The sequence below is a fragment of the Kitasatospora sp. NPDC088779 genome, assembly GCF_040685395.1.
Taxonomy (GTDB): Bacteria; Actinomycetota; Actinomycetes; order Streptomycetales; family Streptomycetaceae; genus Kitasatospora.
In genome coordinates, this window is sequence record NZ_JBFBHW010000029.1 from 39,921 (window position 1) to 62,854 (window position 22,934).

General features: G+C 72.3%; 22 protein-coding genes and 1 pseudogene. 9 read left to right on the plus strand and 14 right to left on the minus strand.

What is annotated here, in order from left to right; translation table 11 throughout:
* Positions 1 to 214: 214 nt before the first annotated feature.
* Positions 215 to 1,261, minus strand: coding sequence for an Lrp/AsnC family transcriptional regulator (locus tag AB0P03_RS25130; RefSeq protein ID WP_363630853.1), 1,047 nt, complete (start codon positions 1,259 to 1,261; stop codon positions 215 to 217).
* Between the two features lie 150 nt (positions 1,262 to 1,411).
* Here AB0P03_RS25130 and AB0P03_RS25135 point away from each other — a divergent pair, with 150 nt between their 5' ends.
* Positions 1,412 to 2,596 carry a M20 family metallopeptidase gene (locus tag AB0P03_RS25135; protein ID WP_363581053.1) on the plus strand — a complete coding sequence of 395 codons (1,185 nt, stop codon included), beginning with the start codon at positions 1,412 to 1,414 and terminating at the stop codon, positions 2,594 to 2,596.
* Positions 2,597 to 2,652: 56 nt separating this feature from the next.
* Complete coding sequence (locus AB0P03_RS25140; protein WP_363622167.1) at positions 2,653 to 2,979, plus strand: nuclear transport factor 2 family protein; 327 nt, start codon at positions 2,653 to 2,655, stop codon at positions 2,977 to 2,979.
* A 66-nt stretch (positions 2,980 to 3,045) separates the two neighbouring features.
* On the opposite strand, the gene AB0P03_RS25145 is transcribed toward AB0P03_RS25140, so the two are convergent.
* On the minus strand, positions 3,046 to 3,717 hold the full coding sequence (locus tag AB0P03_RS25145) for a hypothetical protein (protein ID WP_363630855.1): 672 nt from the start codon (positions 3,715 to 3,717) through the stop codon (positions 3,046 to 3,048).
* Between the two features lie 283 nt (positions 3,718 to 4,000).
* Positions 4,001 to 4,924 (minus strand): hypothetical protein, encoded by a 924-nt coding sequence (locus AB0P03_RS25150; RefSeq protein WP_363630857.1) that lies wholly within the window; start codon positions 4,922 to 4,924, stop codon positions 4,001 to 4,003.
* A 304-nt stretch (positions 4,925 to 5,228) separates the two neighbouring features.
* On the opposite strand from AB0P03_RS25150, the gene AB0P03_RS25155 reads away from it, so the two are divergent.
* Entirely contained in the window at positions 5,229 to 5,654 is a 426-nt protein-coding gene (locus AB0P03_RS25155; protein ID WP_363581061.1) for a hypothetical protein, read from the plus strand.
* A 93-nt stretch (positions 5,655 to 5,747) separates the two neighbouring features.
* Here AB0P03_RS25155 and AB0P03_RS25160 read toward each other — a convergent pair whose 3' ends face one another.
* Together AB0P03_RS25160 and AB0P03_RS25165 are read right to left on the minus strand one after the other, a co-directional pair.
* A complete protein-coding gene (locus AB0P03_RS25160) occupies positions 5,748 to 7,148 on the minus strand; it encodes a HAMP domain-containing sensor histidine kinase (protein ID WP_363581062.1) in 1,401 nt (466 codons plus the stop codon).
* Positions 7,145 to 7,831, minus strand: coding sequence for a response regulator transcription factor (locus AB0P03_RS25165; RefSeq protein ID WP_063352055.1), 687 nt, complete (start codon positions 7,829 to 7,831; stop codon positions 7,145 to 7,147). Before AB0P03_RS25165 ends, AB0P03_RS25160 begins: the two co-directional genes overlap by 4 nt.
* Before the next feature lie 181 nt (positions 7,832 to 8,012).
* On the opposite strand from AB0P03_RS25165, the gene AB0P03_RS25170 reads away from it, so the two are divergent.
* The 4 genes from AB0P03_RS25170 to AB0P03_RS25185 all read left to right on the plus strand — a co-directional run bounded on the left by AB0P03_RS25170 (position 8,013) and on the right by AB0P03_RS25185 (position 12,436).
* Positions 8,013 to 9,230 carry a UDP-N-acetylglucosamine--N-acetylmuramyl-(pentapeptide) pyrophosphoryl-undecaprenol N-acetylglucosamine transferase gene (locus tag AB0P03_RS25170; RefSeq protein ID WP_363630859.1) on the plus strand — a complete coding sequence of 406 codons (1,218 nt, stop codon included), beginning with the start codon at positions 8,013 to 8,015 and terminating at the stop codon, positions 9,228 to 9,230.
* Positions 9,231 to 9,304: 74 nt separating this feature from the next.
* Positions 9,305 to 10,333 (plus strand): SDR family NAD(P)-dependent oxidoreductase, encoded by a 1,029-nt coding sequence (locus tag AB0P03_RS25175; RefSeq protein ID WP_363622064.1) that lies wholly within the window; start codon positions 9,305 to 9,307, stop codon positions 10,331 to 10,333.
* A 248-nt stretch (positions 10,334 to 10,581) separates the two neighbouring features.
* On the plus strand, positions 10,582 to 11,352 hold the full coding sequence (locus tag AB0P03_RS25180) for a hypothetical protein (protein WP_363630861.1): 771 nt from the start codon (positions 10,582 to 10,584) through the stop codon (positions 11,350 to 11,352).
* A 292-nt stretch (positions 11,353 to 11,644) separates the two neighbouring features.
* A complete protein-coding gene (locus tag AB0P03_RS25185; RefSeq protein WP_363630914.1) occupies positions 11,645 to 12,436 on the plus strand; it encodes a nucleotidyltransferase domain-containing protein in 792 nt (263 codons plus the stop codon).
* A gap of 272 nt (positions 12,437 to 12,708) precedes the next feature.
* On the opposite strand, the gene AB0P03_RS25190 is transcribed toward AB0P03_RS25185, so the two are convergent.
* Both AB0P03_RS25190 and AB0P03_RS25195 read right to left on the minus strand, forming a co-directional pair.
* The gene (locus AB0P03_RS25190) at positions 12,709 to 13,089 is read right to left on the minus strand and encodes a VOC family protein (RefSeq protein WP_363581071.1); all 381 of its coding nucleotides are present in this window, start codon (positions 13,087 to 13,089) and stop codon (positions 12,709 to 12,711) included.
* A 180-nt stretch (positions 13,090 to 13,269) separates the two neighbouring features.
* Positions 13,270 to 14,403 (minus strand): DUF4185 domain-containing protein, encoded by a 1,134-nt coding sequence (locus tag AB0P03_RS25195; protein WP_363581073.1) that lies wholly within the window; start codon positions 14,401 to 14,403, stop codon positions 13,270 to 13,272.
* A gap of 394 nt (positions 14,404 to 14,797) precedes the next feature.
* Here AB0P03_RS25195 and AB0P03_RS25200 point away from each other — a divergent pair, with 394 nt between their 5' ends.
* The gene (locus AB0P03_RS25200) at positions 14,798 to 15,430 is read left to right on the plus strand and encodes a peptidase inhibitor family I36 protein (protein WP_363581075.1); all 633 of its coding nucleotides are present in this window, start codon (positions 14,798 to 14,800) and stop codon (positions 15,428 to 15,430) included.
* A gap of 46 nt (positions 15,431 to 15,476) precedes the next feature.
* On the opposite strand, the gene AB0P03_RS25205 is transcribed toward AB0P03_RS25200, so the two are convergent.
* The 6 genes and pseudogenes from AB0P03_RS25205 to AB0P03_RS25230 form a co-directional block, all read right to left on the minus strand.
* Positions 15,477 to 16,178 (minus strand): PIG-L family deacetylase, encoded by a 702-nt coding sequence (locus tag AB0P03_RS25205; RefSeq protein WP_363581306.1) that lies wholly within the window; start codon positions 16,176 to 16,178, stop codon positions 15,477 to 15,479.
* Between the two features lie 24 nt (positions 16,179 to 16,202).
* Positions 16,203 to 16,316, minus strand: a pseudogene (locus AB0P03_RS25210) (IS5/IS1182 family transposase); the annotation flags it as partial.
* 69 nt (positions 16,317 to 16,385) lie between these two features.
* Complete coding sequence (locus tag AB0P03_RS25215) at positions 16,386 to 16,568, minus strand: hypothetical protein (protein WP_363581077.1); 183 nt, start codon at positions 16,566 to 16,568, stop codon at positions 16,386 to 16,388.
* Positions 16,569 to 16,725: 157 nt separating this feature from the next.
* Positions 16,726 to 18,024 carry a glycosyltransferase 87 family protein gene (locus AB0P03_RS25220; RefSeq protein ID WP_363581079.1) on the minus strand — a complete coding sequence of 433 codons (1,299 nt, stop codon included), beginning with the start codon at positions 18,022 to 18,024 and terminating at the stop codon, positions 16,726 to 16,728.
* A 400-nt stretch (positions 18,025 to 18,424) separates the two neighbouring features.
* A complete protein-coding gene (locus tag AB0P03_RS25225; RefSeq protein ID WP_363630863.1) occupies positions 18,425 to 18,814 on the minus strand; it encodes a hypothetical protein in 390 nt (129 codons plus the stop codon).
* 456 nt (positions 18,815 to 19,270) lie between these two features.
* Positions 19,271 to 20,584, minus strand: a complete 1,314-nt coding sequence (locus AB0P03_RS25230; protein ID WP_363630865.1) for a UDP-glucose/GDP-mannose dehydrogenase family protein — start codon at positions 20,582 to 20,584, stop codon at positions 19,271 to 19,273.
* Positions 20,585 to 20,918: 334 nt separating this feature from the next.
* Here AB0P03_RS25230 and AB0P03_RS25235 point away from each other — a divergent pair, with 334 nt between their 5' ends.
* Positions 20,919 to 22,310, plus strand: coding sequence for a sporulation protein (locus AB0P03_RS25235; protein ID WP_363630866.1), 1,392 nt, complete (start codon positions 20,919 to 20,921; stop codon positions 22,308 to 22,310).
* A gap of 22 nt (positions 22,311 to 22,332) precedes the next feature.
* Here the strand turns inward: AB0P03_RS25235 and AB0P03_RS25240 are convergent, their stop codons facing one another.
* Positions 22,333 to 22,926: a helix-turn-helix domain-containing protein gene (locus AB0P03_RS25240; protein ID WP_363581087.1), complete on the minus strand. Its 594-nt coding sequence runs from the start codon at positions 22,924 to 22,926 to the stop codon at positions 22,333 to 22,335.
* Positions 22,927 to 22,934 lie beyond the last annotated feature (8 nt).

Genomic DNA, 22,934 nt, shown 5'->3' on the forward strand with positions numbered 1-22,934 from the left:
GATCGGTCTGCGGGGCCCGGAGCCGGGCAGTGGCGCGGGCCGTCGGCCATCCTGCCCACCAGGGCGACCGGTACGGGCGCCTACACCCGGAAATGGCCGGAACACGCGGGCGGGCCGCCGGGCCTGCGCGAGGCGGCCCGCGGCTCCTGGCGGCTCCTGGCGACGGCGCGTTGCGGCGCCGACCGGTCCGAACGACTGAACGGCTGAACGGCCGTCAGGAGACCGGGACCGGGTCCCGCCAGATGTCCAGCGGAACGGCGCGGACCGCGCGTCCGTCCGCGTCGAGGATCCGGCCCATCCGCTTCACGGTGCGCAGCGACACGCGGCGCTCGGCCACCCGCAGGTCGGGGAACCTGCGGGCGAGAGCGGTTTCCAGCCGCTGGACGTCGGCGAGGGAGCGCTGCCAGACGGAGAGCAGGAGGTTGTGAGGGCCGGTGACGGACACGCACAGCCGGACCTCGGGGAGTCTGGCGAGCTGGGGTCCGACCTCGTCGAGCCGGTCCGGGGGGAGGTTGGCCCGGAAGGTCGCCAGGACCGGCCGGCCGGCGTCGCGGGCGGCGATCTCGCAGCGGAAGCGGATCGCGTCGGAGGCGGCCAGCCGGTCGAGGCGCCGGCGCAGCGTGGACGGGCTGAGCCCGGTGGCGGCGGCCAGCTCGGCTTGGCCGAGGCGGCCGTCGACGCCCAGTCTGATGAGCAACTCCCGGTCTTCTTGCCGGACTTCAGCTCGTGCGCCGGACGGCGTCCCGTAGCCCGCCGGGTGATCGTCGTGCAGTTCCACGCGCTGGGCGGGGTCCAGCGAGTCCAGTCGCCAGCGGATCCCCTCGGCGTAGAAGCCGGTCGCCAGGTGGACGCGGACGGCGTTGACCCCGGGGAGTGGGCCGAGCCGTTCGGCGGTGTACCGGGAGACCATCGCCAGGTCGGTGAAGGCCACGGTGACGACGAGGTCGCAGCCCTGGGCGAGGTGCTCGATGCTCATCACGTGCGGGTCCTCGGCCAGTTCGTCGGCGATCTGCCGGAGCCGGTCGGGAGCGCAGTCGAGGTCGAGGTAGGCGACGCACCCGCGGTCCTCGGGGTGCGGCAGGCCGTAGGCGGTCACCCAGGCGATCCCGGCCTGCGAGAGCCGGTGCCAGCGGCGGGCGGCGGTGACCGGGCTGATCCCGAGCGTCTGGCCGAGCAGGGACCAGGGTGCGCGGGGCCGCAGTTGCAGCGCGTTCACCAGGGCGAGGTCCAGCTCGTCCACCGTCACCTCGGCGCCGGTCACGGCCGGCTGCCGGTGGATTCGTTCATCGAAGGGCCTCCTGGTGGCGTGATCCTGCGAAATCGCGGGAAAATCCCGCCGAGAGATCCAGAATCACGGAACAAGATCGCTCTGCACAAGTTCCCGCCACGCGCGGGATCGACGGAGGTGCCCGTGTCCCTGCACGACGACGCTCTCGCTCTGGCCCCGGACCTGGTCCGGCTGCGCCACGACCTGCACCGGTTCCCGGAGCTGGGACTGACCCTGCCGCGCACCCAGGAGCGGGTGCTGCGGGCCCTGGACGGACTGCCGCTGGAGGTGAGCCAGGGCTCCGCGCTGAGCTCGGTCACCGCGGTGCTGCGCGGCGGCCGACCGGGGCCGGCGGTGCTGCTGCGCGGCGACATGGACGGCCTGCCGGTCGCCGAGAAGGCCCCGCTGCCGTTCGCCGCCGACAACGGGGCCATGCACGCCTGCGGACACGATCTGCACACCACCATGCTCGCGGGTGCCGCACACCTGCTGGCCGCACGGCGGGAACAGCTCCACGGCGACGTGGTCTTCATGTTCCAGCCGGGCGAGGAGGGGTGGGACGGAGCCGGAGCCATGCTGGCCGAGGGCGTCCTCGACGCGGCAGGCAGGCGCCCGGTCGCCGCCTACGCCCTGCACGTGTCGTCGGCCATGCGGCACGGGGAGTTCGGCTCCCGGCGCGGGCCGATCATGGCCGCTTCCACTGCGCTGAACGTCACCGTCCACGGTGCGGGCGGCCACGGCTCGGTACCGCACCGGGCCAAGGACCCCATCCCGGCGGCCTGCGAGATGGTCACCGCCCTGCAGACCATGGTGACCCGCCGCTTCGACGTGTTCGATCCGGTGGTGGTCACCGTCGGGCTGATCCAGGCCGGTACCCAGCGCAACATCATCCCCGAGACCGCCTACTTCGAGGCGACCGTGCGCACCTTCTCCGCCGAGGCGCAGTCCAAGGCCGCCGACACCACGGTGGAGCTGGTCAGGGCCATCGCGGCCGCCCACGGCCTGCGGGCCGAGGTCGAGTACCTTCCCCAGTACCCGGTGACCGTGACCGACGGGGCCGAGACCGACTTCCTGGCGGACACCGTCCGGGAGGTCTTCGGCGAGGAGCGCTTCCAGTCGATGCCGAACCCGATGACCGGGTCGGAGGACTTCTCCCGGGTCCTGGACGCCGTGCCGGGATCGTTCGTGTGGCTCGGCGCCGCCCCGAAGGGGACCGACCCCGACGACCTGCCGGTCAACCACTCGCCCTACGCGGAGTTCGACGACGCGGTGCTCCCCGACGGGGCCGCGCTCTACGCCGAACTCGCCACCCGCCGTCTCGCGGCCTGAGCCCGGCTGAACCCGTAATACGTAATTCGTACACCGAGGAAGGGACGACCAATCACATGACCGAACCGCGCGAGGTGGTCGAGCAGCAGCTCGCCGCCTACAACAGCCACGACATCGACGCCTTCGTCGCCACCTATGCCGAGGACGTCACGATCCACCGGGCCGACGGCACCCGACTTCAGGGTCGGCAGGCTCTGCGCGACAGGTACGCCGGACAGTTCGCCAAGGGCCGCTGCCGGGCGGAGATCGTGGGGCGGCTCAGCGAAGGCGACTGGGTGGTCGACCACGAAGTCGCCCACGGCCTGGCCGACGAGCCGGTCCGCGTCCTGGTGGCCTACCGGGTGCGCGAAGGCCTCATCGACCGCGTCGACTTCCTGGGCTGAACCAGCGCAGGCCCGTACGGCGGTCGCCGTCGTACGGCCGGTCCGCGCCCCGTCGGTGAATCGCCGTCAGAGGCCGGGGACGGCGTCCTTCGCGACGGTGTGCCAGTTGGTGACGATCGGCTTGTCGACCGGCGTGTCGCCGACGGGGATGCTGGCCGGGTTGGGGTCGGCGTTGCCGATGCCCACGATGACGTCGGTGAACTGGACCGCCTGGTTGTCCTTGGTGGTCTTCGTCATGATGCCCGCGTACGCGACCTTGGCGCCGCTCAGGGTGATCGGTTCGCCGGTGGCCTGCTCGGCGTTGGCGGCCTCGATGCCGCGCGAGCCGAACGCGATGGTGGGGTGGGTGCCGGGGAGCGTGCAGGTGATGCCCGGCTTGGCCTTGGCCGTGATCAGGAGGTAGCCGCCGGCCTGGGATTCGGCCTTCGCGCCGAGGACCAGGTCGTTGGCGCCGCAGGCCTGGCCGTAGCCGGTCTTGTCGGCGGCGGGGGAGGAGGCCGCGTCGGGCGACTTCGGCGTGGAGGACGACTTCGGCGTCGAGGGCGACGTGGGCGCGGCGGCGGCTTTCGTCGGCGAGGCCCCGGTGGATGCGGTTGCGGCCCTGGTGGGCGCGGCGGCGGTGGCCGCGGGGCTGGCGGCGGTGGAGCCCGTGTCGCTGTTGTCCGGCCCGCAGGCCGTCGCGGTGGCGGCGAGCGCCGCGACGGCGGCGGCGGTGAGGGCGAGGCGGCGCGTGCGCATGAGGTCTCCCGATGTCGTTCGACCGGTGAGGTTCACCGGGTGTGATCACCGTAGGCGGGGGTCGTTCACAGGCAGGTGCGGGAAGTATCCCGATCCTGTCCCAGAAACCGATGGGCTTTGTCCGCCCGACAGTTGACGGCTCACCCGCGCAGGGCGCCCGCGCCATGCTCTCGCCCCGGCGGGTGCCCTCACCCCCGGCGGGCCGAACCGCGTCCCCGACGCCGTGGTCGTCCGGTAGCCGCACCGCCCGGGCAGGCAGGGCCCGCCTGCCCGGGAGGCAGTCTCAGACGCCGTCCTTGTGGCCGTTCGCGACGAGCAGCCGCTCCATGCTCTGGTGGGCGGGGGCGGCCTCGGTGTTGCCGTCGTCGTGGAACATCCTGAGGTACTGGATGAGGGCGCTCACGCACTTGTCCCGCCCGTCGTACTCCGCGTTGTCGACGAGTCGGCAGTCCTTCGAGATCTCCCTCATCTGCCCGCCGGGAGCGGTGTACACGGGGTGCCAGATCAGCTTCACGTCCGGGTTCAGCCGCTGGACCAGCCGTAGTTCCGGGACCTCCAGCCTGATGAGGATGCTCTCCGGAGCGTAGGCCCGTACGAAGATGTGCACGGGGCCGGTCGCGCGGGACACGAAGGCCTTGGACAGGACGCTCCACATCGGCCCCGTCAGCTTCCAGTCCGGGTGCAGCTCCAGGACGTTGAGCACACTGCCGATCCGGGTCCGCCCCAGGGGCGTGTGGCCCTTCCGGTACGCGTAGTCACTGGTCTCGATGCCGCCCGCCCACAGGGCCATGGTGGGCGTCTCGATCTCCAGGTGCTCGGCCACGAGCTTGACGAACTCCTGGTACCAGGAGTTCGACGCCCGGAGCTCGCGCTGCTCCTGGCGGTCGCTCGTCTTCGCCATGGCCTCGTCGTTCAGCGTGCCCTGCGAGTCGACCCCGCCGAGCAGCAGTTGCCAGGCGGCGTCGGCCTGGGGTTGGGGGATGCCCGCGGCCTTCGTCAGCTCCTGGTACGGCCCCCACTCGGGGTGCTCGGTGGGCCTCGTGGCGTAGTGCTCGTCCAGGCCGCCCTTCTGGCGCTGCACCTGGCGTGTCACCGCCGCGTTCCCCACCCGCCGCTGAAGCGCGGCCAGGCCCGTGAGGCGCGCCCCGCGCTCGGCGGCGGCCGGCGCCGCCGTCTGCCGCTCCGCGGTTCTCCGTGTCTCGCGCACGCCCTCCCCGTCCTTCCAGCCGCCCCCGCCCGCCGAGTCTAGGGGCGGCGGGAGCGATTGGACGAGGGACGAAAGGGCAGAACCGGGGCCACGGTCAGCCCCTCCGTGGTGCCGGCCCGGCAGCCGCCCACTCCCGAAGCGACCCGCCCGACGATCCCGCAGTCCACCGTCCCGTCCCGACCATGCCGGGCCGCGTCGCAACCCGGCCGGGGCGGCGGCCGGCCCCGATAATCGGTGGGCACACCCGGGCGCCTGCGCAAGGCGCGGTCCCCCCATGTGGGGGAGTTCCAGAGGAGGTTGGTTCATGAGCAGGACGAAGAGGACCGGGACGAAGGCGTGGGGCGGCCGGGCCGCCGTGATCGGTGCGCTGGGTCTGGCCTCGGTGGCCCTGGCCGCCGGGCCCGCGTTCGCCAAGGGCGAGGTGGAGGTCGTGGCTCCGCACACGGCGCGGGTCGGCACGACCTTCACGGTCACGGGGCACGGGGACGACGACGGCGCCGCCTACGTGCAGGTGTGCCTGGAGGGCCGCGGCAGCGGGTCGACGTGGGAGCGGATGACCTGCGGCGCCGTGGTCGAGACGGGCACCGAAGCGGAGGTCGCCGCGCAGGTCAAGGCAGCACACGGCGGCGTCCTGGAATACCGCGCGGTGCTGTTCGGCCTGACCGGCCTGGACGACCGCCACCCCGTTCGCGAGAGGACCTCGGATCCGGTGACGGTGGAGGTCCGCTAAGACCGGCGGCGCGGACCAGCCGCCGATGGGGCCGCGCCGCCGCTCCTCCTCCGGGCCGCCTGGCCGCCGCGCCGCCGAACCGTCGCGGCCCGCTCAGCCCGGCAGCCGCAGGCGGAACAGCGCCCCGCCGCCGGGGGCGGCCTCGGCGGTGAGGGTGGCGCCGTGCGCGTGGGCGATCTGCCGCGCCATGGCGAGCCCGAGCCCGGAGCCGGGCAGGGCGCGGGCGGCGGAGGCCCGGTAGAAGCGGTCGAAGACGTACGGCAGGTCCTCGGGCGCGATGCCGGGGCCGTGGTCGCGGACGGTCAGTTCCAGCCCGGCGGTGAGCCGGACCTCGACCGTGGCGCCCGGCGGGCTGAACTTGGCCGCGTTGTCGAGGAGGTTGGAGACCAGCCGGGCCAGCCGGGCCGGCACGCCGGGGACGGTGCGCTCGGCGGCGCCGTGGCCCGCGGCACCCTCCGCGTCGTCGTCGAGGGCGAAGGCGATCGCCGGCCAGTGGCCGCGCGCGGTGTCGACGCAGTGCCCGACGAGCCGGCCGACCGCGACCTGTTCGAGCAGCGGCTGCGGCTCCTCGTCGCGGGCCAGCTCGATGAGGTCGTTCACCATCCCGGTCACCTCGCGCAGCTGGCGGTGCAGTGCGGACGCCGCCCGCTCCCGCTGTCCCTCGGTCAACCGGTCGGCGCGGGCCAGCAGTTCGGCGTTGGTGCGCAGCGCCGTCAGCGGGGTGCGCAGCTCGTGCGAGGCGTCGGCGACGAGCCTGCGCTGGGCGGCCACGGACTGCTCCAGTTCGCCCAGCATGGTGTTGAAGCTGCCCGCCAGCCTGGTCAGTTCGTCCTCGCGGCGCCCGGGCGGCAGTTCGATCCGCAGCCCCGCGTCCCGGGTGTCGGCGATCCGTTCGGCGGTGCGGGTCAGCCGGGCGACCGGGGCGAGGGCGGTGCGGGCCACGGTGCGCCCGAGTACGGCGGCCAGCAGCAGGCCCGCCGCCGCGACGGCCGCCATCAGCGCGCCGGCCTGACGCACTCCCTCCTGGACGCTGTCGGCGCGCAGCGCGACCTGGACGGCCTGCCGGGCGCCGGGCGGCGCCGCGATCATCGGGGTGGTGAGCATCCGGGCCGGGTGGCCGCCGATGGTGAGGTCGGTGAAGTAGCCGGCCCGCTGCCGGTCGGCGACCTGGCGGGTGGTCGGCGTGACGGGCAGCAGGTACGGCTCGTTCGGCGCCTTGCCGGGGTCGGCGGAGACGATCTGGGCGCAGGCCGGGGCGGCCAGGAAGTTGCACTCGCCGTAGACGACCTGCGGCCCCTGGTCGCGGTGCTGCTGCTGCACCAGGGTGGCCTGCTGGGTGAGGTGCTGGTCGAGCTGGTGGTTGAGCTCGTAGCGGACGATGCTGAACGCGGCCGCGCTGATCCCGAGCGCCACCACGGCGACCGCTGCCGTGCAGGCGAGGGCCAGCCGGGTGCGCAGCGGGCGCCGGCGCCGCCAGCGCGCGTGCGCCCTCAAGCCCGGTCCAGCCGGTAGCCGACCCCGTGCACCGTGTGCACCAGCCGGGGTTCGCCGCCGGCCTCCAGCTTGCGGCGCAGGTAGCCGACGTAGACGGCGAGGGAGTTGGAGTCGGGGCCGAAGTCGGCGCCCCACACCCGCTCCATGATCACCTCGCGCGGGAGCACCTGGCCGGGGTGGCGCAGCAGCACCTCCAGCAGCGCGAACTCGGTGCGCGAGAACTCCACCGGCCGTCCGGCCCTGCTCCCGGTCCGGGTGGCCGGGTCGACCTCCAGGTCGGCGAAGCGGTAGCCGGGCTCCTCGGCGGCCGGGGCGCTGCGCCGCAGCAGGGCGCGCAGCCGGGCGGTCAGCTCGTCCAGGGCGAACGGCTTGACCAGGTAGTCGTCGGCTCCCGCGTCGAGGCCGTCGACGCGGTCGCTCACCGAGTCGCGCGCGGTCAGCACCAGGATCGGGAGCCGGTCGCCCAGGGCCCGCAGCCGGCGGCAGACGGCCAGCCCGTCGAGGACGGGCATCATCAGGTCGAGGACCATCGCGTCGGGCTGCCAGCCGGACACCTCGTTCAGCGCCGCCAGCCCGTCGGCGGCGCCGCGCACCTGGTAGCCCTCGACGGCCAGCCCGTCCTCGACGGCGGCCCGCACCTCCGGATCGTCGTCGACGACCAGCACTCTCTGCCCGTTGCTCATGCGGACAACCCTCTCAGAACGAATCTGAGAAGCCTCTTAGCTCGTCCTCGCGGCGGCCACGGGGCCCTCTGCCGGGCGTTGCCACCTCTGTGCCGCCGGTCGCGCCTGGGCGCGTCCGTCGTCCTCGCCCCGCAGAACGACTCTGAGAAGTCTCTTAGGCGGCCTCAGCAAGCTCGACGGCATGCGGACAGAACACGGCAACCACGGCAACCATGCCAACCACGATCCGGCCCGCCCCCTGTCGGTGGTGATCGGCGCCGGCGGCACCGGCGGACACATCTACCCGGGCCTCGCGCTGGCCGAGGCGCTGCGCAGAGCCGACCCGCGGGCCGTGATCTCCTTCGTCGGCACCGAACGCGGACTGGAGACCACCCTCATCCCGCAGGCCGGCTACCGGCTGCACACCGTCGACATGATCCCCTTCGACGCCTCCCTCGGCGCGCGCCGCTACCTGCTGCCCGCGGCGCTGCTGCGCTCCGGCCGGGACTGCCGGGAGATCCTGCGGGCCCAGGGCGCGCAGGTCGCGGTCGGCATGGGCGGCTACCCGAGCGCGCCGGTGATCGTCGGCGCCAGGATGGCCGGGCTGCCGAGCGTGGTGCACGAGTCGAACGCGGTGCCCGGGCGGGCCAACCGCTTCGCCGCCCGGCTCACCCCGCACATCGCGCTCGCCTTCGACCGCACCCGCGAGCACCTGCCCGCCGGCCGCTCGGCGCAGACCGTCGGGATGCCGCTGGTCGGCGCCGTCGCCCAGCTCGACCGGGCGGCGCTGCGGGCCGAGGCCCGTCGGCACTTCGCCGTCCCGGAGGGCGTCCGGCTGCTGGTCTTCAACGGCGGCAGCCTCGGCGCCGCCCGCCTGACCGCGGCCGCCGTCGAGCTGGCCGGACGCTGGCGCCACCGCACCGACCGGCGGCTGCTGATCAAGACCGGCCCGGCCGCGCTGGCGCAGGTCCGGGCCGCGCTGGACGGCAACCCGGTGGCGCACGCCGTCGCCTACCTGGACCGGATGGACCTCGCCTACGCGGCCGCCGACCTCATGGTGTGCAGGGCCGGCGCGGCCACCGTCGCCGAACTCTCCAGCCTCCGGATGCCCGCCGTGCTGGTGCCCTACCCGCACGCGCCGCACGACCACCAGACCCACAACGCGCGCGTCCTCTCCGACGCCGGCGCCGGCCTGCTGCTGCCGGACGACGAGTGCACCGGCGAACGGCTGGCCGCCCTGGTGGAACCGCTGCTCGCCGACCCGGCCCGGCTCGCCGCGATGGCGCAGGCCGCCGACCCGGGCGACCACGCGCGCGCCGCCGACCTGCTGGCCGCCAAGGTGCTGCGCGTCATCGGCCGGACCCCGGCGCCCGCGCCGCCCGCCGTCCCGGCCCCCCTCCCCGGCCCGTACGACCGCTGACCGCCGACCACCTGACCGCCGACCACCTGACTGCTGACCGTCGACCACCCGCCCCGAACCACCGGAGGACCACCATGAACCGCCCCGCCCACCCGAACACCCCCGCCGCCCACCAGGACTGGACCGGCCGGACCGTCCTGGTCACCGGCGCCGAAGGCTTCATCGGCAGCACCCTCGTCGACCTGCTGGTCGCCCGCGGCGCCCGCGTCCGGGCCCTGGTCCACTACAAGCCGTACGCCGAGCGCGGATACCTCGCCCACTACCTGGCCGACCCCGACAGCCCCGTCGAGATGCTCGCCGGAGACGTCCGCGACGCCGGCCGGGTCCTGGACGCCGTCGCCGGCTGCGACACCGTCTTCCACCTCGCCGCGCTCATCGGCATCCCCTACAGCTACCAGGCCCCCGAGGCCTACGTGCAGACCAACGTCGTGGGCACCCAGAACGTCGCCGCCGCCTGCCTGCGGCACGGCGCCCGCCTGGTGCACACGTCCACCAGCGAGGTGTACGGGACCGCGATCACCGCACCCATCGACGAGCACCACCCGCTCCAGCCGCAGTCCCCGTACTCCGCCTCGAAGATCGGCGCGGACATGATGGCACTCTCCTACTGGCACGCCTTCGAACTGCCGGTCGCCGTCGTCCGCCCGTTCAACACCTACGGCCCGCGCCAGTCCGCCCGCGCCGTCATCCCCACCATCCTGGCCCAACTCCACTCCGGTGCACGGGAGATCAGGCTCGGCTCGACCACCCCCACCCGGGACTTCACCTACGCCACCGACACCGCGGAGGGCTTCCTGGCCATCGCCCGCGCCGACCGCACGCTCGGCGAGACCGTCAACCTCGGCACCGGCAGCGAGGTGTCCATCGGCGACCTGGCCAAGGCCCTGATCGTCGCCTCCGGCCGGGACGCCGACATCGTCGTCGACCCGACCCGGCTGCGCCCCGGCGGCAGCGAGGTCGAACGGCTGCTCTCTGACAACCGCAAGGCGCGCGACCTGGCCGGCTGGCAGCCCCGGGTCGGCCTGGACGAGGGCCTGCGCCACACCTCCGACTGGGTCGCCGAACACCTGCACCTCCTCGCCCCGGACCGCTACCAGGTCTGACGCCGCCACTTTGCGGCCAACTTCCCCCTGGGGAAGGGGGCTTGGTGCCGGAGCCCACCCGCCGGCTCCGGCACCAAGCCCCACCACCGGCGCCGACACAACGACCCCGGAAACCGGCACCTCAAGGACCGCCGCGCGTTCGATGAACGTGCCGCCTTCCTTCAGGTGTTGGCTGCCGACACCGATCGTGCGGTGAAAGGGTGTCCTACACTGCGAGCGCCGGCACGGACCGCGATGGGAGAAGGTGAGTGGACATCGACGTCCATGGATTGATGTCGTTGTCGGCCCAGCAACGCCTCCGGCTGCTCGCCGACCGACTGAACGCCTACCGGCTATGGGCGTACGAAGACCTCTTCCCCGCAGCGTTCGCCGACGCCGTCGACATCATCCACGCACGTGGCGAGCAGCACCTCAATGCCCAGCGGTTCGTCGACCACACGTTCATCAACCTGATCACCAGACCCGGCGACCTGGTGGCCTTGTGCCGGCGAATCCCTGCCGCGCACCTGCGTCTGGCGGTTGTCGAGGCCTACGTCCGTCATCCTCTGGTCCCGCCCGACGTTCTGGCCGCCATGGGTGCCTCGGGTGAGGTGTATCGGGAGCTTCCGCCCGGGGGCTGGGCCGAGGTGCCGATGCTCCTGCACGCGTCCGCCAGGCTCAGTGCCGAGCCGAGCCGCCGTTTCGAGCTCCATGAGCTGGTTCCGTTCGGTACCGTCCACGATCGGTCGTGTGCCCGGTCGGTTCTTCACTCGGCTCTGGAAGCGGACCAGCTCACCGACCAGGCGCGCGCAGCCGTGCTGAGTCCGGGCGGTGCCGAGATACCCGCGCCCGCCTTCCACGACGGCCAACGAGCGCAGGTGGTGCTCGATGACCGTAACCGCACCCCCCACTGCGGCACCGTCCGGGACAAGGTCTGGCACCACAGGGATCAGCAGTGGTACTTCTTCCTGCGCGACGACTCCGGGCGCAGGATCAGCAAGCGGTACTCCGCCGCGGACCTGCAAGCCCGCTGCGCCTGACAGCCGGCCCACGGCTCGGGTGGCTCGGCCACACTCACCGTGTCCGTTCGGGGTGGCGAGCGGGGCGTTGGAGCGCTGTCGCAGGACACGGGGGACGGGTGTCGGCTCCGTCGCCCGATGGCTCCGGAGGATCGGCCGTTCCCTCCCGCGCTCGTCACCAGACGCGCGTGGATCGTCTGCCGCCGGGGCACCCGCCCTCGAAGCCCTCGCATCCGATGGCCTCCGGCGGAAACGGCTGGCCCGACGCGTTGGTGAATGCCAGACTCGCCCCGTGCGAGCGATCATCGAGGAGATGGCCAACCGCCTGGCCGAGGTGCCGGGCGTCGTCGGAGTCATGCTCGGCGGCAGCCGGGCCCGCGGAGAGCACCGGCCGGATTCGGACTGGGACCTCGGCGTCTACTACCGTGGCGGGCTCGATCTCGCCGCGTTGCGCGCGCTGGCCGGCTCCGAGGTGGAGGTGGCCGGCCCGGGCGGCTGGGGGCCGTGGGTGAACGGCGGCGCGTGGCTGCGAGTCGACGGCGTGGCAGTGGACTGGATCCTGCGGGACGTGGACCGGGTCGAGCAGGTGTGGGCGGACTGCCGCGAGGGTCGGTACGAAGTCGGCGTGCAGGCGGGGCATCCCCTCGGCTTCTGGTCGCCCTGCTACGCGGGCGAGGTGGCGCTCGGCCAGGTCCTGGCCGACCCAGCCCGCGAGCTGACGGACCTTCAACAGGAGACCGCGACCTACCCCGAGCCGTTGCGAGAGGCCCTGACGGCGGGAGCCTGGGAGGCGGAGTTCCTGGTCGGCGCCGCAGCGAAGGGCGCGGCACGGGCGGACACGCTGTACGTCTCGCTCTGCCTCTCCCGGGCCGTTGGCGTGCTGGTGCAAGCGATGTTCGCCGCCGACCGGCGCTGGTGCCTCAACGAGAAGGGCGCGCTGGCCGCCGCCGAGACGCTACCGGCCGCGCCAGCCGGCTTCGGCCCGCGAGTCCGCCACCTGTTGGGGGCGCCCGGAGAGAGCGCCGAACTGCTGGCGGCAACAGTGGCCGAGGCGCGGCTGCTGGTCGAGGAGACCCTCGCCGAGCTCCGGAGCCGCACCGAGTAGCAGCACACACCTCGAACCGGGCGCCTCGCCCCTGGCGGCCCGTCAGCGGCTCCACGCCATCATGCGAGCAGCGAACCACCGGGCGGCGGAATCAGCTGGTTCGTTCCTTCGGGTTCACCGTGCAGAAGTAGACGCGGTTGGTCAGCTTGTCGAATCTGCACAAGACTTTCGCCACGTCAGATTCGAGACCGATCAAGCCACCCCCGCCGCACCGGACTTCGCGGCAGGCCCCGGGCGTCCGGAACCTGGCGCCGAGCCGTGGCCGATGAGCATCAGAGCGGGTCGATGCGAGCCTTGAGCAGGCAGAACTCATTGCCTTCGGGGTCGGTCAGGACATGCCACTGCTCCTGCCCGGTCTGGCCGATGTCGGCCGGGCGCGCGCCGAGCGCCAGAAGGCGTTCGAGCTCGGCGTCCTGATCGCGGTCGGTGGGGTTCACGTCGATGTGCAGGCGGGACTTGCCCTTCTCGGGCTCGTCCCGACGGCTGAGGAAGATCGTCGGTTGCGCACCGCCGAACCCTTCGCGCGGCCCGATCTCCATCGAGCCGTCGTCCTCGCGACCGAGTACGACGAAGTCCAGGACCTCGCACCAGAACCGCGCCAGCACCTCGGGGTCGCGGCAACCGAGCACCAGCTCACCGATACGACACGCCATGACGAATACCTGCTCTCAGCCGGGGAACCGCAGGGGAGACCGCACGCGAACCGCACGGGCTCCCGGCAGCGAAAACAACCCCGCGACCGTACCGGACGAGGCGAGCGCGGTCGACATGATTTCCGGGCCGACGCCGGGCCGACGCCGGGCCGACGGCATCGGCCCGAAGCCGGAGCGGGCTCAGGACAGCATGTTGATCCGGTACTGCATGATCCGGTAGTTCGTCGGGTCGTACCACTGGCTGACGACGATGTGGAAGTTGCCGAACGTCGAGCCGGGGATGACGAAACCGCCGTACGGGCTGGCGACGAGGTTGGCGACCTCCTGGCCCGGGGCGCAGGGGAGGATCATGGCCTGCTCCAGCGTCGTGGTCAGGTCCGAGGTCGGAAGGGCGAAGACCATCGCCCTGATCGACAGCTGGTCCATGTTCAGCCACGTGAGGACGTACTTGCCGTCCATGGCGCGGAAGCACATCTCGCCCCACTTGCGGGTGCCGAAGACGGTCGTCGGGGCGGGCGCGTTCCACCGCCACCCGCCGTCGGCGTAGCCCCACGGCTCGTAGGCGTCCGGATTGCCGAGGCTCTCCTTCCGTACCCGGTGCAGCAGCATTCCCGATTCCACGTCGCGGTTGAAGACCGTGGACAGGACGTAGCAGTAGCCGTCGTCGGCCACGGCGTACGTCTTCTGCTGGAACTGGCCGCCGTACAGGTCGCCCGGCCACTGGCACAGGTACTGCCAGGTCTCACCGTTGTCGGTGGAGCGCCAGAAGTCGGTGTGGTGGGTGTCGTAGATGACGCCGCGCATGAGGTGCATGTACATCACGCCGTCGACGACGAACACGTCGGACGGGATCGCCGTCGTGGCCTTGTCGCCGACCGGGTTGTGCGGCTCGTCGACCAGGCTGTTGGCGTGGCTGCCGCCGACGCTGCCGTCGATGCGCAGGTTGTTCAGGTCGGCGCTGCTGGAGCGCAGACCGACCGGGGCACGCCAGTCGGCGGCGCCCACCTGGGCGCCGTCGAAGGTGTCGCCGCAGACGAAGAGCATGGTGCCGTCCGGACACAGCACGGGGATGCCGAGGTCGGTCCACGGCGAGGCGAACGGCCCGGTCTCGACCGGTCCGCTGAGGTTCTTCACCTTGGTCGCGACCGTCGGGCTCGGAGGGTCGTTCGGACCGCCGGCGACCGCCGCTGGGGCACCCGAGCCGATGGCCCCCGCCCCCACGGCGACGCCGATGCCGATCTTGAGGAGCTTCCGGCGGGAGGGCCCGCCGGCCGCCGCGTCGGTCCCGCCCGATGAGCCCGATGAGAGTGTCATTTCTGTCGATGGCCTTTCCGAGTCGACGAATTCCCGTGGCTCCGAACGGATCGCGCACCTCGGCGGCGACGGGTCGCCACCGAGGCTACGGCGCCCCGTCGCCCTCCCGTCGACCGGTGGGCAAACCTTCACCCAAATTGGCTATGCCACACGGAAGTTCCGCATCCGGACGTGGACCAGCCGACGGGAGGTGGGGCCGAACGTCCACAGCCGGACGGCCCGCCCACCACCGGCCGCTCCGTGACCCGATCCCGGACGATCCCGGACGGGCGCGGTGAGCAGCAAGTGCTCTCCCGGGCGCAGGTTTCGATCGATCAGCGCGTGCGTGCCGTTTCACGCCCCCTGATCGAGACGCGAGCATCACATATCGTATGCGTATCGCTACCGTTGGAATATGACGCACTCTCAAGTCCGCAGTCTCCTCGTTCGTGGGGTCGTGGCCTTCGTGCTCCTGGCTGCGCCCCTCGGGGCGCGGGCCGCAGCCGCGCCCAGTACGGGTGAGGACGCGCGGCCCGCCATCAGAAACCTGGCCCGCGGTGACCGCGACCTGCTGCAGCAGGCGGTGGACGCCCAACTCACCGCGAGCAAGGACGGTAAGCAGACCGCCGCCAACGAGATCACGTACCCGGACGGGGCGGTGGTGGTCCTGCCGCTGCCGGGCGAGGCGCAGGCTCCGCCGTGGAGCGGGGACCACCACCGTCGGTCCGCCAGGGGCGCGGACTGGAAGAAGTGCCCGGCCCCGACCAGCGAACCCTCCTACTACTGCTTCTACGCCGACAAGAACTGGGGCGGTAGGAGGCTGCAGTTCAACCTCTTCCACGAGGACAGGCCGGTGTACTTCGCCGACTACGGGTTCCGCGACCAGACCAGCAGCTGGGTCAACACCGCCCGCGGCCTGGAGGTGATCGTGGACAACGACCCGGGCGACGGCCAGTGGCAGATGCTCTGGAAGGAGCCGCCGGAGTCCCTGTCCGCGTCGGTCGGCTTCGACAACATGGCCGACCGTTTCTGGGCCGTTCGTCAGTAGCCCTACCGCGCGCCGGCTGAGCTCGTGGCCCCGACCGGCTACTCGGCTACGCCACCGGCCCCGGCTTGTAGTCCGAGGGGAGCGTGTGGACGAACTCCCGCGGGTCGGAGTGCGACTGTTCCATCCAGACGGGCACGCTGCGGTAGCCGAGGGCGTAGAGGTTCCGCTTGGGGTCCCATGTGTTGGAGGCGAGGATCGAGGCACGCTTCTTCGCCATGTGGGCGTCCGGGATGTCGAGGACGTAGGAGGAGGCGGCGTCGCTGCATGCCTTGTGCGTGGGGTTCCCGTCGAGTCGGCCCGCGGCGAACTTGTGCGAGGCGCCCGGGTACTGCTTGGCGAGCGAGCGGACCTTGGCGATGACCTTCTGCACGAAGCCGTCGAAGTCGCCGCTCGCCTCGTCGGAGAGGTCGAAGTTGATGACCTTGTCGACGCCCAGGGCCTTGGCGGAGAGCTTGAACTCGGCCGTACGGCCGACGACGACCTCAGGGGTCGGCCAGGTCTCGGCCCAGCCGAGGGCGTGGTAGTGCCCAGGGGCGGAGCAGTTGTTGCCCAGGCTCTGGCATGCGCCCTGATTCATGTACTGGGCGAGCCCGCCGTTCTCGCCCCGGGTCACCAGCACGAGATAGACCGGTCGCCCTGAGGCCTTGTGCTCCAGGATCGAACCGGCGAGCCCGATCGCCTCGTCGTCCTGGTGCGGCGAGTCGAAGATCGCGGGAGCCGTCGCCGCGTGGGCGCCAGGCGCGGCCAGTGCTGGCCGGTTCCTTCCGCATCACAGCAGCCGGCGGCCCCGCCGCGGATCGCGCACCGGCAGCGGCGCTTCGATCACCGCCCACTGGGCGTCCGCCCACGACGAGTCATAGGAAGGTCTGCACGAAGGGACACACATGGCGGTGATCTTCGCGGACACCCCGCCGCGAAGATCGCCGCCAGCGCATCACGCCACGATGTTGATCGGTTACCGAACACTTTCCGAGGCGGGAGGGGAGATCGTGCCCGCGGTGACCGGCTCCGGCGTGACCGTGATGTAGGTCGGGGCCGGAGCGGTCTCCCGGGCGCGGGCCGTGTACCAGCCGGCGCCGAACGCGAGGATTCCGATCAGGAGGCCTGCGAGGACCATGGTGACGTACTGCTGTTTCATGGCCCCAAGGGTAGAGCGCCCGTGGTCAACTCCCGTGCCGCCACGGCATGATGGCCACCTCTCGTGTCAAGCGTGGTTGACGCGAGAGGTGGCCATCATGCCGTGGGAGGGAGGAAGGTCGCTGCCCGAAGCCGCGTGACCGGGCGATCCGGCGAACCTACGCGGTCAGCGCCGCCGCCCCCGCGGCCGGTTCGAGGTCGCCCGGAGTCCACGAGCGCCGGAACTCCCCGATGGTGGCCCGGAGTACGGCTATCAGCGCCAGCAGCATCAGCGCGCCGTGGGCCGGCATCGACAGGTACGGCGACACGCTGGGGGCGATGAACTTGAGGTAGCTGCCGAAGGACGACAGCTGGACCAGGACCGGCACGTACCAGAGCCGCCGGGGCAGCTGGAAGGCGATGATCACGCTGATCACGTCCGCGACGTAGAAGTAGCGCTCGTGCATGGACGGCAGCAGGAACGGCACCGCGATCGCGAAGACGGCGGCCAGCAGCAGGATCCCCGTGTCCGTGAGCTCGGGCCGCCCCTCCCGTACCGCCGGTGCCTCCCGCCCGTCCCCGGCCTTCAGCGCCGCCGCCCCGCCGGCGCGGTGGATGGCCCAGACCGCCAGCCCGATCAGCACCAGCACCAGCGCGCCCGCGACCAGCACACCTGCGTGCCGTACGGCGTCCTGCTCCTCGAACGGCACCGAGACGAACTGGTAGACCGATGGCGCGTTGAGCGTGAGGTCCTTGTACGTGTCCGGCTGCCGGGCGTACACCGTCAGCAGCTGCCAGGGGTCGGAGCCGAGCAGGACGGCGGGGATGTCGAGCGCCACGTACACCGCCGGAAGAGCCAGCAGGCTTCGCCACGGGATCCGTCGCGCCAGCACCAGGACGAGCAGGAGCGGGAACAGGAAGACCGCCTGGAGCTTGAACGCCAGCGCGATCCCGAAGAACGAGCAGGCCCACCACGGCCGGTCGCGCAGGATGTGGTAGACGCCGCCGACCAGGAAGGTCGTGAAGATCGCGTCGGCCTGGCCCCACCAGCCGCTGTTGGTCACGACCGTGGGGAGGAAGAGGACGATCACCGCCGCGCCGAGGGCCCGCCAGGGCTGCTGCGGCGACCGCAGGGAGACGATGCGGAACGTGTAGTACGCCAGTGCCAGATCGAACAGGATCGAGACGCACTTGATACCCGTCAGCGCGGCCACCGGAAGGTAGGTGAGCGCGGCCATCAGGTACAGGTAGGGGACGTTGTAGTCCGAGAAGCCGGTGCCGCTGAGAGCGTGGAACCCGCCGTTGTTCGCGATGTACTGGTACCAGGGCCCGAGGAAGTAGTAGAAGTCCGTCGACTCGTTGTCCAGCATCAGGATGCGGACCGAGAGCGCGGCCATCACCGCCGCCATCGCGGCCAGAATCAGGACCGTCGGGTCGGCCGTGCGCTGGCGCGGCTCCTCGGCGGTTATCTCGGACATCGGTCTCCATTCGGGTCGGCGGTGCGGTGGGCCGGCCGGGGTGCGTGTCGTGGGTCGGACGGCGAGGCCGGTACCGCGGCCCTCCGCGGGGGAGCCCCGTCCGCAGGGCGGCAGCCGGACCCGAAAGCCCTCCGTGCCCCACCCCTTGGTCCGCCCCCGTGGCCCGTTCCCGTGATCCGTTCCCGTGAGCCGGCCCCGACGGTGGCATCCGGCGGGTGGTGCGCGAACGGGCGGATCCGCCCCCGGCCGATCATAGGCGCCCGTGTCCACCGGCACTCTGCTGGCCCCGGACCGTCAGGACACGGAGAAGAGCCGACCCGGGCGGCACGGACGACACCGGCCCCGGGGCGGACCCTTCGACGCCGGCCCACAGCGCCTGCGGCCGCCGATCCTCCTACTGCTACTCCGCAGAAGTCGGTGGAGGGGTGTTGAGCTGGGCCGCGTATTCGTCGGTGAGGATGCTGCAGGTGCACCAGTCGCTTGTGCACGGGGCGCCGGCCTCGGCGCCGTAGGGGCCGAGACCGGCCATGAGGTGGAGTACCTCCGTGCGCTCCGGCGCGGAGAGAACGGGGAGCGTCGCAGAAGGCGGCGACTGCTGCCAGACGGCCGGATCATCGGCCACGTCACCGATGACCCGTGCGTCGATGAACAAGGTGTAGAGGGGATGCTCGGGAAAGTCGTTGAGTCGCAGGACCCACCAGTGCCCTTCGACCCGGGCCGCGTAGTAGAAGACACCTGTGCCGGTGCCGCGCCACGTGGCCCCCGGGGGCAGCGCAGGGAGAGGAATCATGCCCGCGTCGTCCGGGCTGCCGTGTCGAACGGGGGCGGACCGGCGGGGTCGCCCGGGTGCACACCGCAGGCGCAGCCGAGTGCCTCTTCGGGGGAACCGGTGGGCAGTCCGGTGGTGAAGCACCGGCACCACGGAGGCTGGGGCTCCTGGGTGGGCAATTCGGCTGCTACGTAGGCGAATCCGGCTCGGAGGCGGACCGTGACGGCGTTCACGTGGGGCCGGCGTTCACGGGCGTGGCCCTTCAGGCACCGACGCAGGTGGTGCTGCATCGATTTCGGTGGGTTCTTCGGCACGGGCCCATCCTGCCGGGTGCGGCGTCGGCCCGCCATGGCCGTCGGCTGTGAGTGATGGCCATGGGGTGGGGCGGTGCTTGCGGCCGTGCTCAAAAGGCAGGTTCGCGAGAGTCGGACGGGATACACGTGGCTGCCGGGGCTCCGTGCGGGTCGTCCGAGCTGCTCAGGGGCGGCCGAGGGCGCGGAAGGTCCAGCCGGCCGCACGCCAGCGAGCGGCGTCGAGGGTGCCGCGGGCGTCGATGACCTGGGGGACGGCGATGTGTCGGGCGAGGCCGGCCGGGTCGGCGTCGGAGTACTGGGGCCAGTCGGTCAGGTGCAGCAGCAGTTCGGCGCCGGTGACGGCCTGGGTGGGGTCGTCGGCGTAGTCGAGCCGGGGGTAGGCCCTGCGGGCGTTGTCCATGGCGGCGGGGTCGTGGACGGTGACCTCGGCGCCGGCCCGCTGGAGGGCGTCGGCGACGGCCAGGGCCGGGGAGTCGCGGATGTCGTCGGTGTGGGCCTTGAACGCGGCGCCCCAGACCGCGATCCGCTGGCCGGTCACGGCGTTGCCGAGGACTTCGCGGGCGAGTTCGACGGTGTGCTCGCGCCGGCGCCGGTTGATCGCCGCGACCTGGCGGAGCAGGCCGGTGTCGGCGCCGAGCTCTTCGGCGCGGTAGGTGAACCCGGCCAGGTCCTTGGGCAGGCAGCCGCCGCCGAACCCGAGGCCGGGCCGCATGCCCTCGGCGCCGATCCGGTGGTCGTAGCCCAGGGCGAGGACGATCTGCCGGACGTCGGCGCCGGCCAGCTCGCAGAGCTCGGCCATCGCGTTGATGAAGGAGATCTTGGTGGCGAGGAAGGCGTTCGCGGCGCCCTTGATCAGCTCGGCCGTCGCGATGCCGGTGACGATCAGCGGGGAGCCGGCGGCCAGGATGTCGGCGTAGACCTGCCGGAAGGCGGCCTCGCTGCCGGTGTCACCGTCCTCGACGCCGAGCACGATCCGGTTCGGCTCCAGGGTGTCCAGGAGGGCGAACGACTCGCGCAGGAACTCCGGCGACCAGGCCAGGCCGACGCTCACCCCGGCGCGGAGGTGCTCGTCCAGGGTCTGCCGCAGCTCTGCGACCGTGCCGACCGGGACGGTCGATTTGCCGATGATGACCGCGCCGTCGCCGAGCCGGGGGGCCAGGCGCCGGACGGCGGTGTGGAGGTGGGTGAGGTCGTAGGCGCCGCTGCCGTCCCGCTGCGGGGTGCCGACGCCCAGGAAGTGGACGTCGGCGAAGTCGGCGGCCTCCGCGTAGGAGGCGGTGAAGCGGAGCCGTCCGGTGGCGGTGTGCTCGGCGAGCAGGTCGTCCAGGCCGCGCTCGACGAACGGGGCCTGGCCCTTGTTCAGCGCGTCGACCTTGTCGGTGTCGGTGTCCATGCCGAGGACCTGGTGGCCGAGCTCGGCCATCGCGGCGGCGTGGGTCGCGCCGAGGTAGCCGCAGCCGATCACGGTGAGTTTCACGAACGTGTCCTTCCGAAGGGGCGGGCGGCGTCCGCGCCGGCCGGTCCTGCGATTCCGCGCATCCGGTTGTCACCCCTGAGCGTGAATCGGTGGTGGCCCCGACGGGAGGAGGTTTCCACAGGTCCCGGCGGAGGCCCGGAGCACCAGGCAACCGCCTGGCAGCCCGTGCGGGGAGGGCTCGCAAGGGGGCTCACACATCGTGCATCCGATTCACCATGAGCGACGGATGCCCTACCCTCGGTGATCCGTCCTCGGGTGCCGGACACGCGACTTCTCGTGGCCGGCCGTGTACGACTTCCCCGTGCCCGCGCGGGGACCGACTGAGGGGGACGCCGTGGCGCCGACCACCCGCCGGACCAAGCCGCCGAACGACGCACTGGCCCGGATGATCGACAAGTGCGAGGGCGCCAGCCACAAATCGCTGGCCCACCGGGTGAACCAGCTCGCCCACGAAGCCGGGCTGACCACGACCTACACGCACACGTCCGTTGTGAACTGGACGGCGCGCGGCATGGTGCCGGACTGGCCCGTGCCGAAGCTGCTGGCCCGGGCGATCGGCGAGCGGCTCGGCCGGCCCGTGGAACTCGGCGAGATCGGTATGGCCGATGCCGGGACGCCGGACGCCGCGATGGGGTGGGATTTCCCGAGGGACCCCGCCGAGGCCGTGCGCACGGCCACTTCGTTCTGGAGCAGCGTGAACCGCCGAGACTTCCTCACCGGTGCGGGCTTCGCCGTCTCCGCGTTCACCACCCCGGTCACCCGCTGGCTGGTCACCCCCGCCGACGACACCGCCGCCCACCGCGGCCGCGGCCGGGTCGGCGCCGCCGACCTCGCCGAACTGCGGGACGCCGCAGACGAGGCCCGGCGCTGGGACTCCAGATACGGCGGCGGGAACTGGAAGGCCGACTCCGTCACCGCCTGCCTCCGGGAACGCGCGGTCCCGCTCCTGAACGGCTCCTTCGGCGACGAGGTCGGCCGCCAACTGTTCTCCGCGACGGCCGAGTTGTCCCGCCTGGCGGGCTGGACCGCCTTCGACGTCGGCCAACACGAGGTCGCTCAACGGCACTTCATCCAGGCCCTCCGCCTGGCCCGGGCCGGCGGCGACGTCCAGCTCGGCTGCTATGTCCTGACCACGATGGCCATGCAGACCCTGCTGAGGGGATTCGCCGGCGAGGCCATCGACATGACCCAGGGCGCCTTCGAGCGGGCCAAGGGCCGGGCAGCCCCCAGGGTGCTCGCGTTCACCAAGCTCATCGAGGCCCGGGCCCACGCCCGGGACGGCGACGCCCGGGCCGCCTCCGCCGCGCTCGCCGCCTCCGAGAGCCTGCTCGACCAGGCCCGCGACGGCGCCGAGGAGCCGGCGTGGATCGACTTCTACCACCACGCGCGGCTCTCGGCCGACGCCGCCGAGATCTTCCGCGACCTGAAGCACCCCGAGGCCGCCCTCGCGTGGAACGCGCAGGCCGCCGCCATGCCGCCCGGGGTGTTCACCCGCTCGGTCGGGATGCGGCTGGCCATCGTCGGAACCGCCCACCTCCAGAGCAAGGAACTGGACCAGGGCCTCGCGTTCGGCCACCAGGCCGTCGACATCCTCGCCCGTGTCCAGTCCAGCCGGGCCAAGGACTACGTCCGCGAGTTCAACACCGCGCTCACCCCTTGGCGCCGCGAGCCGCGGGTCGTCGAGTTCCTCCGGCGGACCGGCAAGGAACTCGGCGTCGCGGCATAGGGCGAGAGGCCGCGTGGCCGGGTCAGGTGCCCGGGCGGGAGGCTGCCCAGCCGTGTTCGAGCAGGGCGAAGGCCTCGTCGGCGGCTCGGCGCGGTTCGGCGTGCCGCAGGATGAGGCTGCGGCTCTCAAGGGCGAAACGGGCGAGGGCGGCGCAGCTGACGTCGTCCTCGGGGGCGTTGACGGCCTCGGCGATGGCTCGTGCCAGGGCGGTTTCGTGGCGCGTCCACATGCGGTGGGCGTAGTCGCGCAGCGCGGGGGTCTCCTGCACCATGCGCGTGAAGTCGGCGAACCGCGGGTCCGCGGTGTGGACGGCGAACTGGGTCTGCGTCAGCAGGAGGTGCTCGCGCAGCGCCTGCGGGATCGACGTGCCGGGGGTGCGTTCGCGTACGGCGGCGACGAGTGCTGCTTCGATGTCGTCCTCCTGGTCGAAGACCAGGGCTTCCTTGCCGGAGAAGTGCTTGAACAGGGTGGTCACCGAGACGTCGGCGGCCTCGGCGACGTCCTTGACGCCGACCTGGTCGTAGCCGTGTTCGAGGAAGAGGTCGAGTGCGGCGTCGGCCAGGGACTGGCGGGTCTGGGCCTTCTTGCGCTCGCGGCGCCCGGTCGGTTCGGTCACGTGCCCAC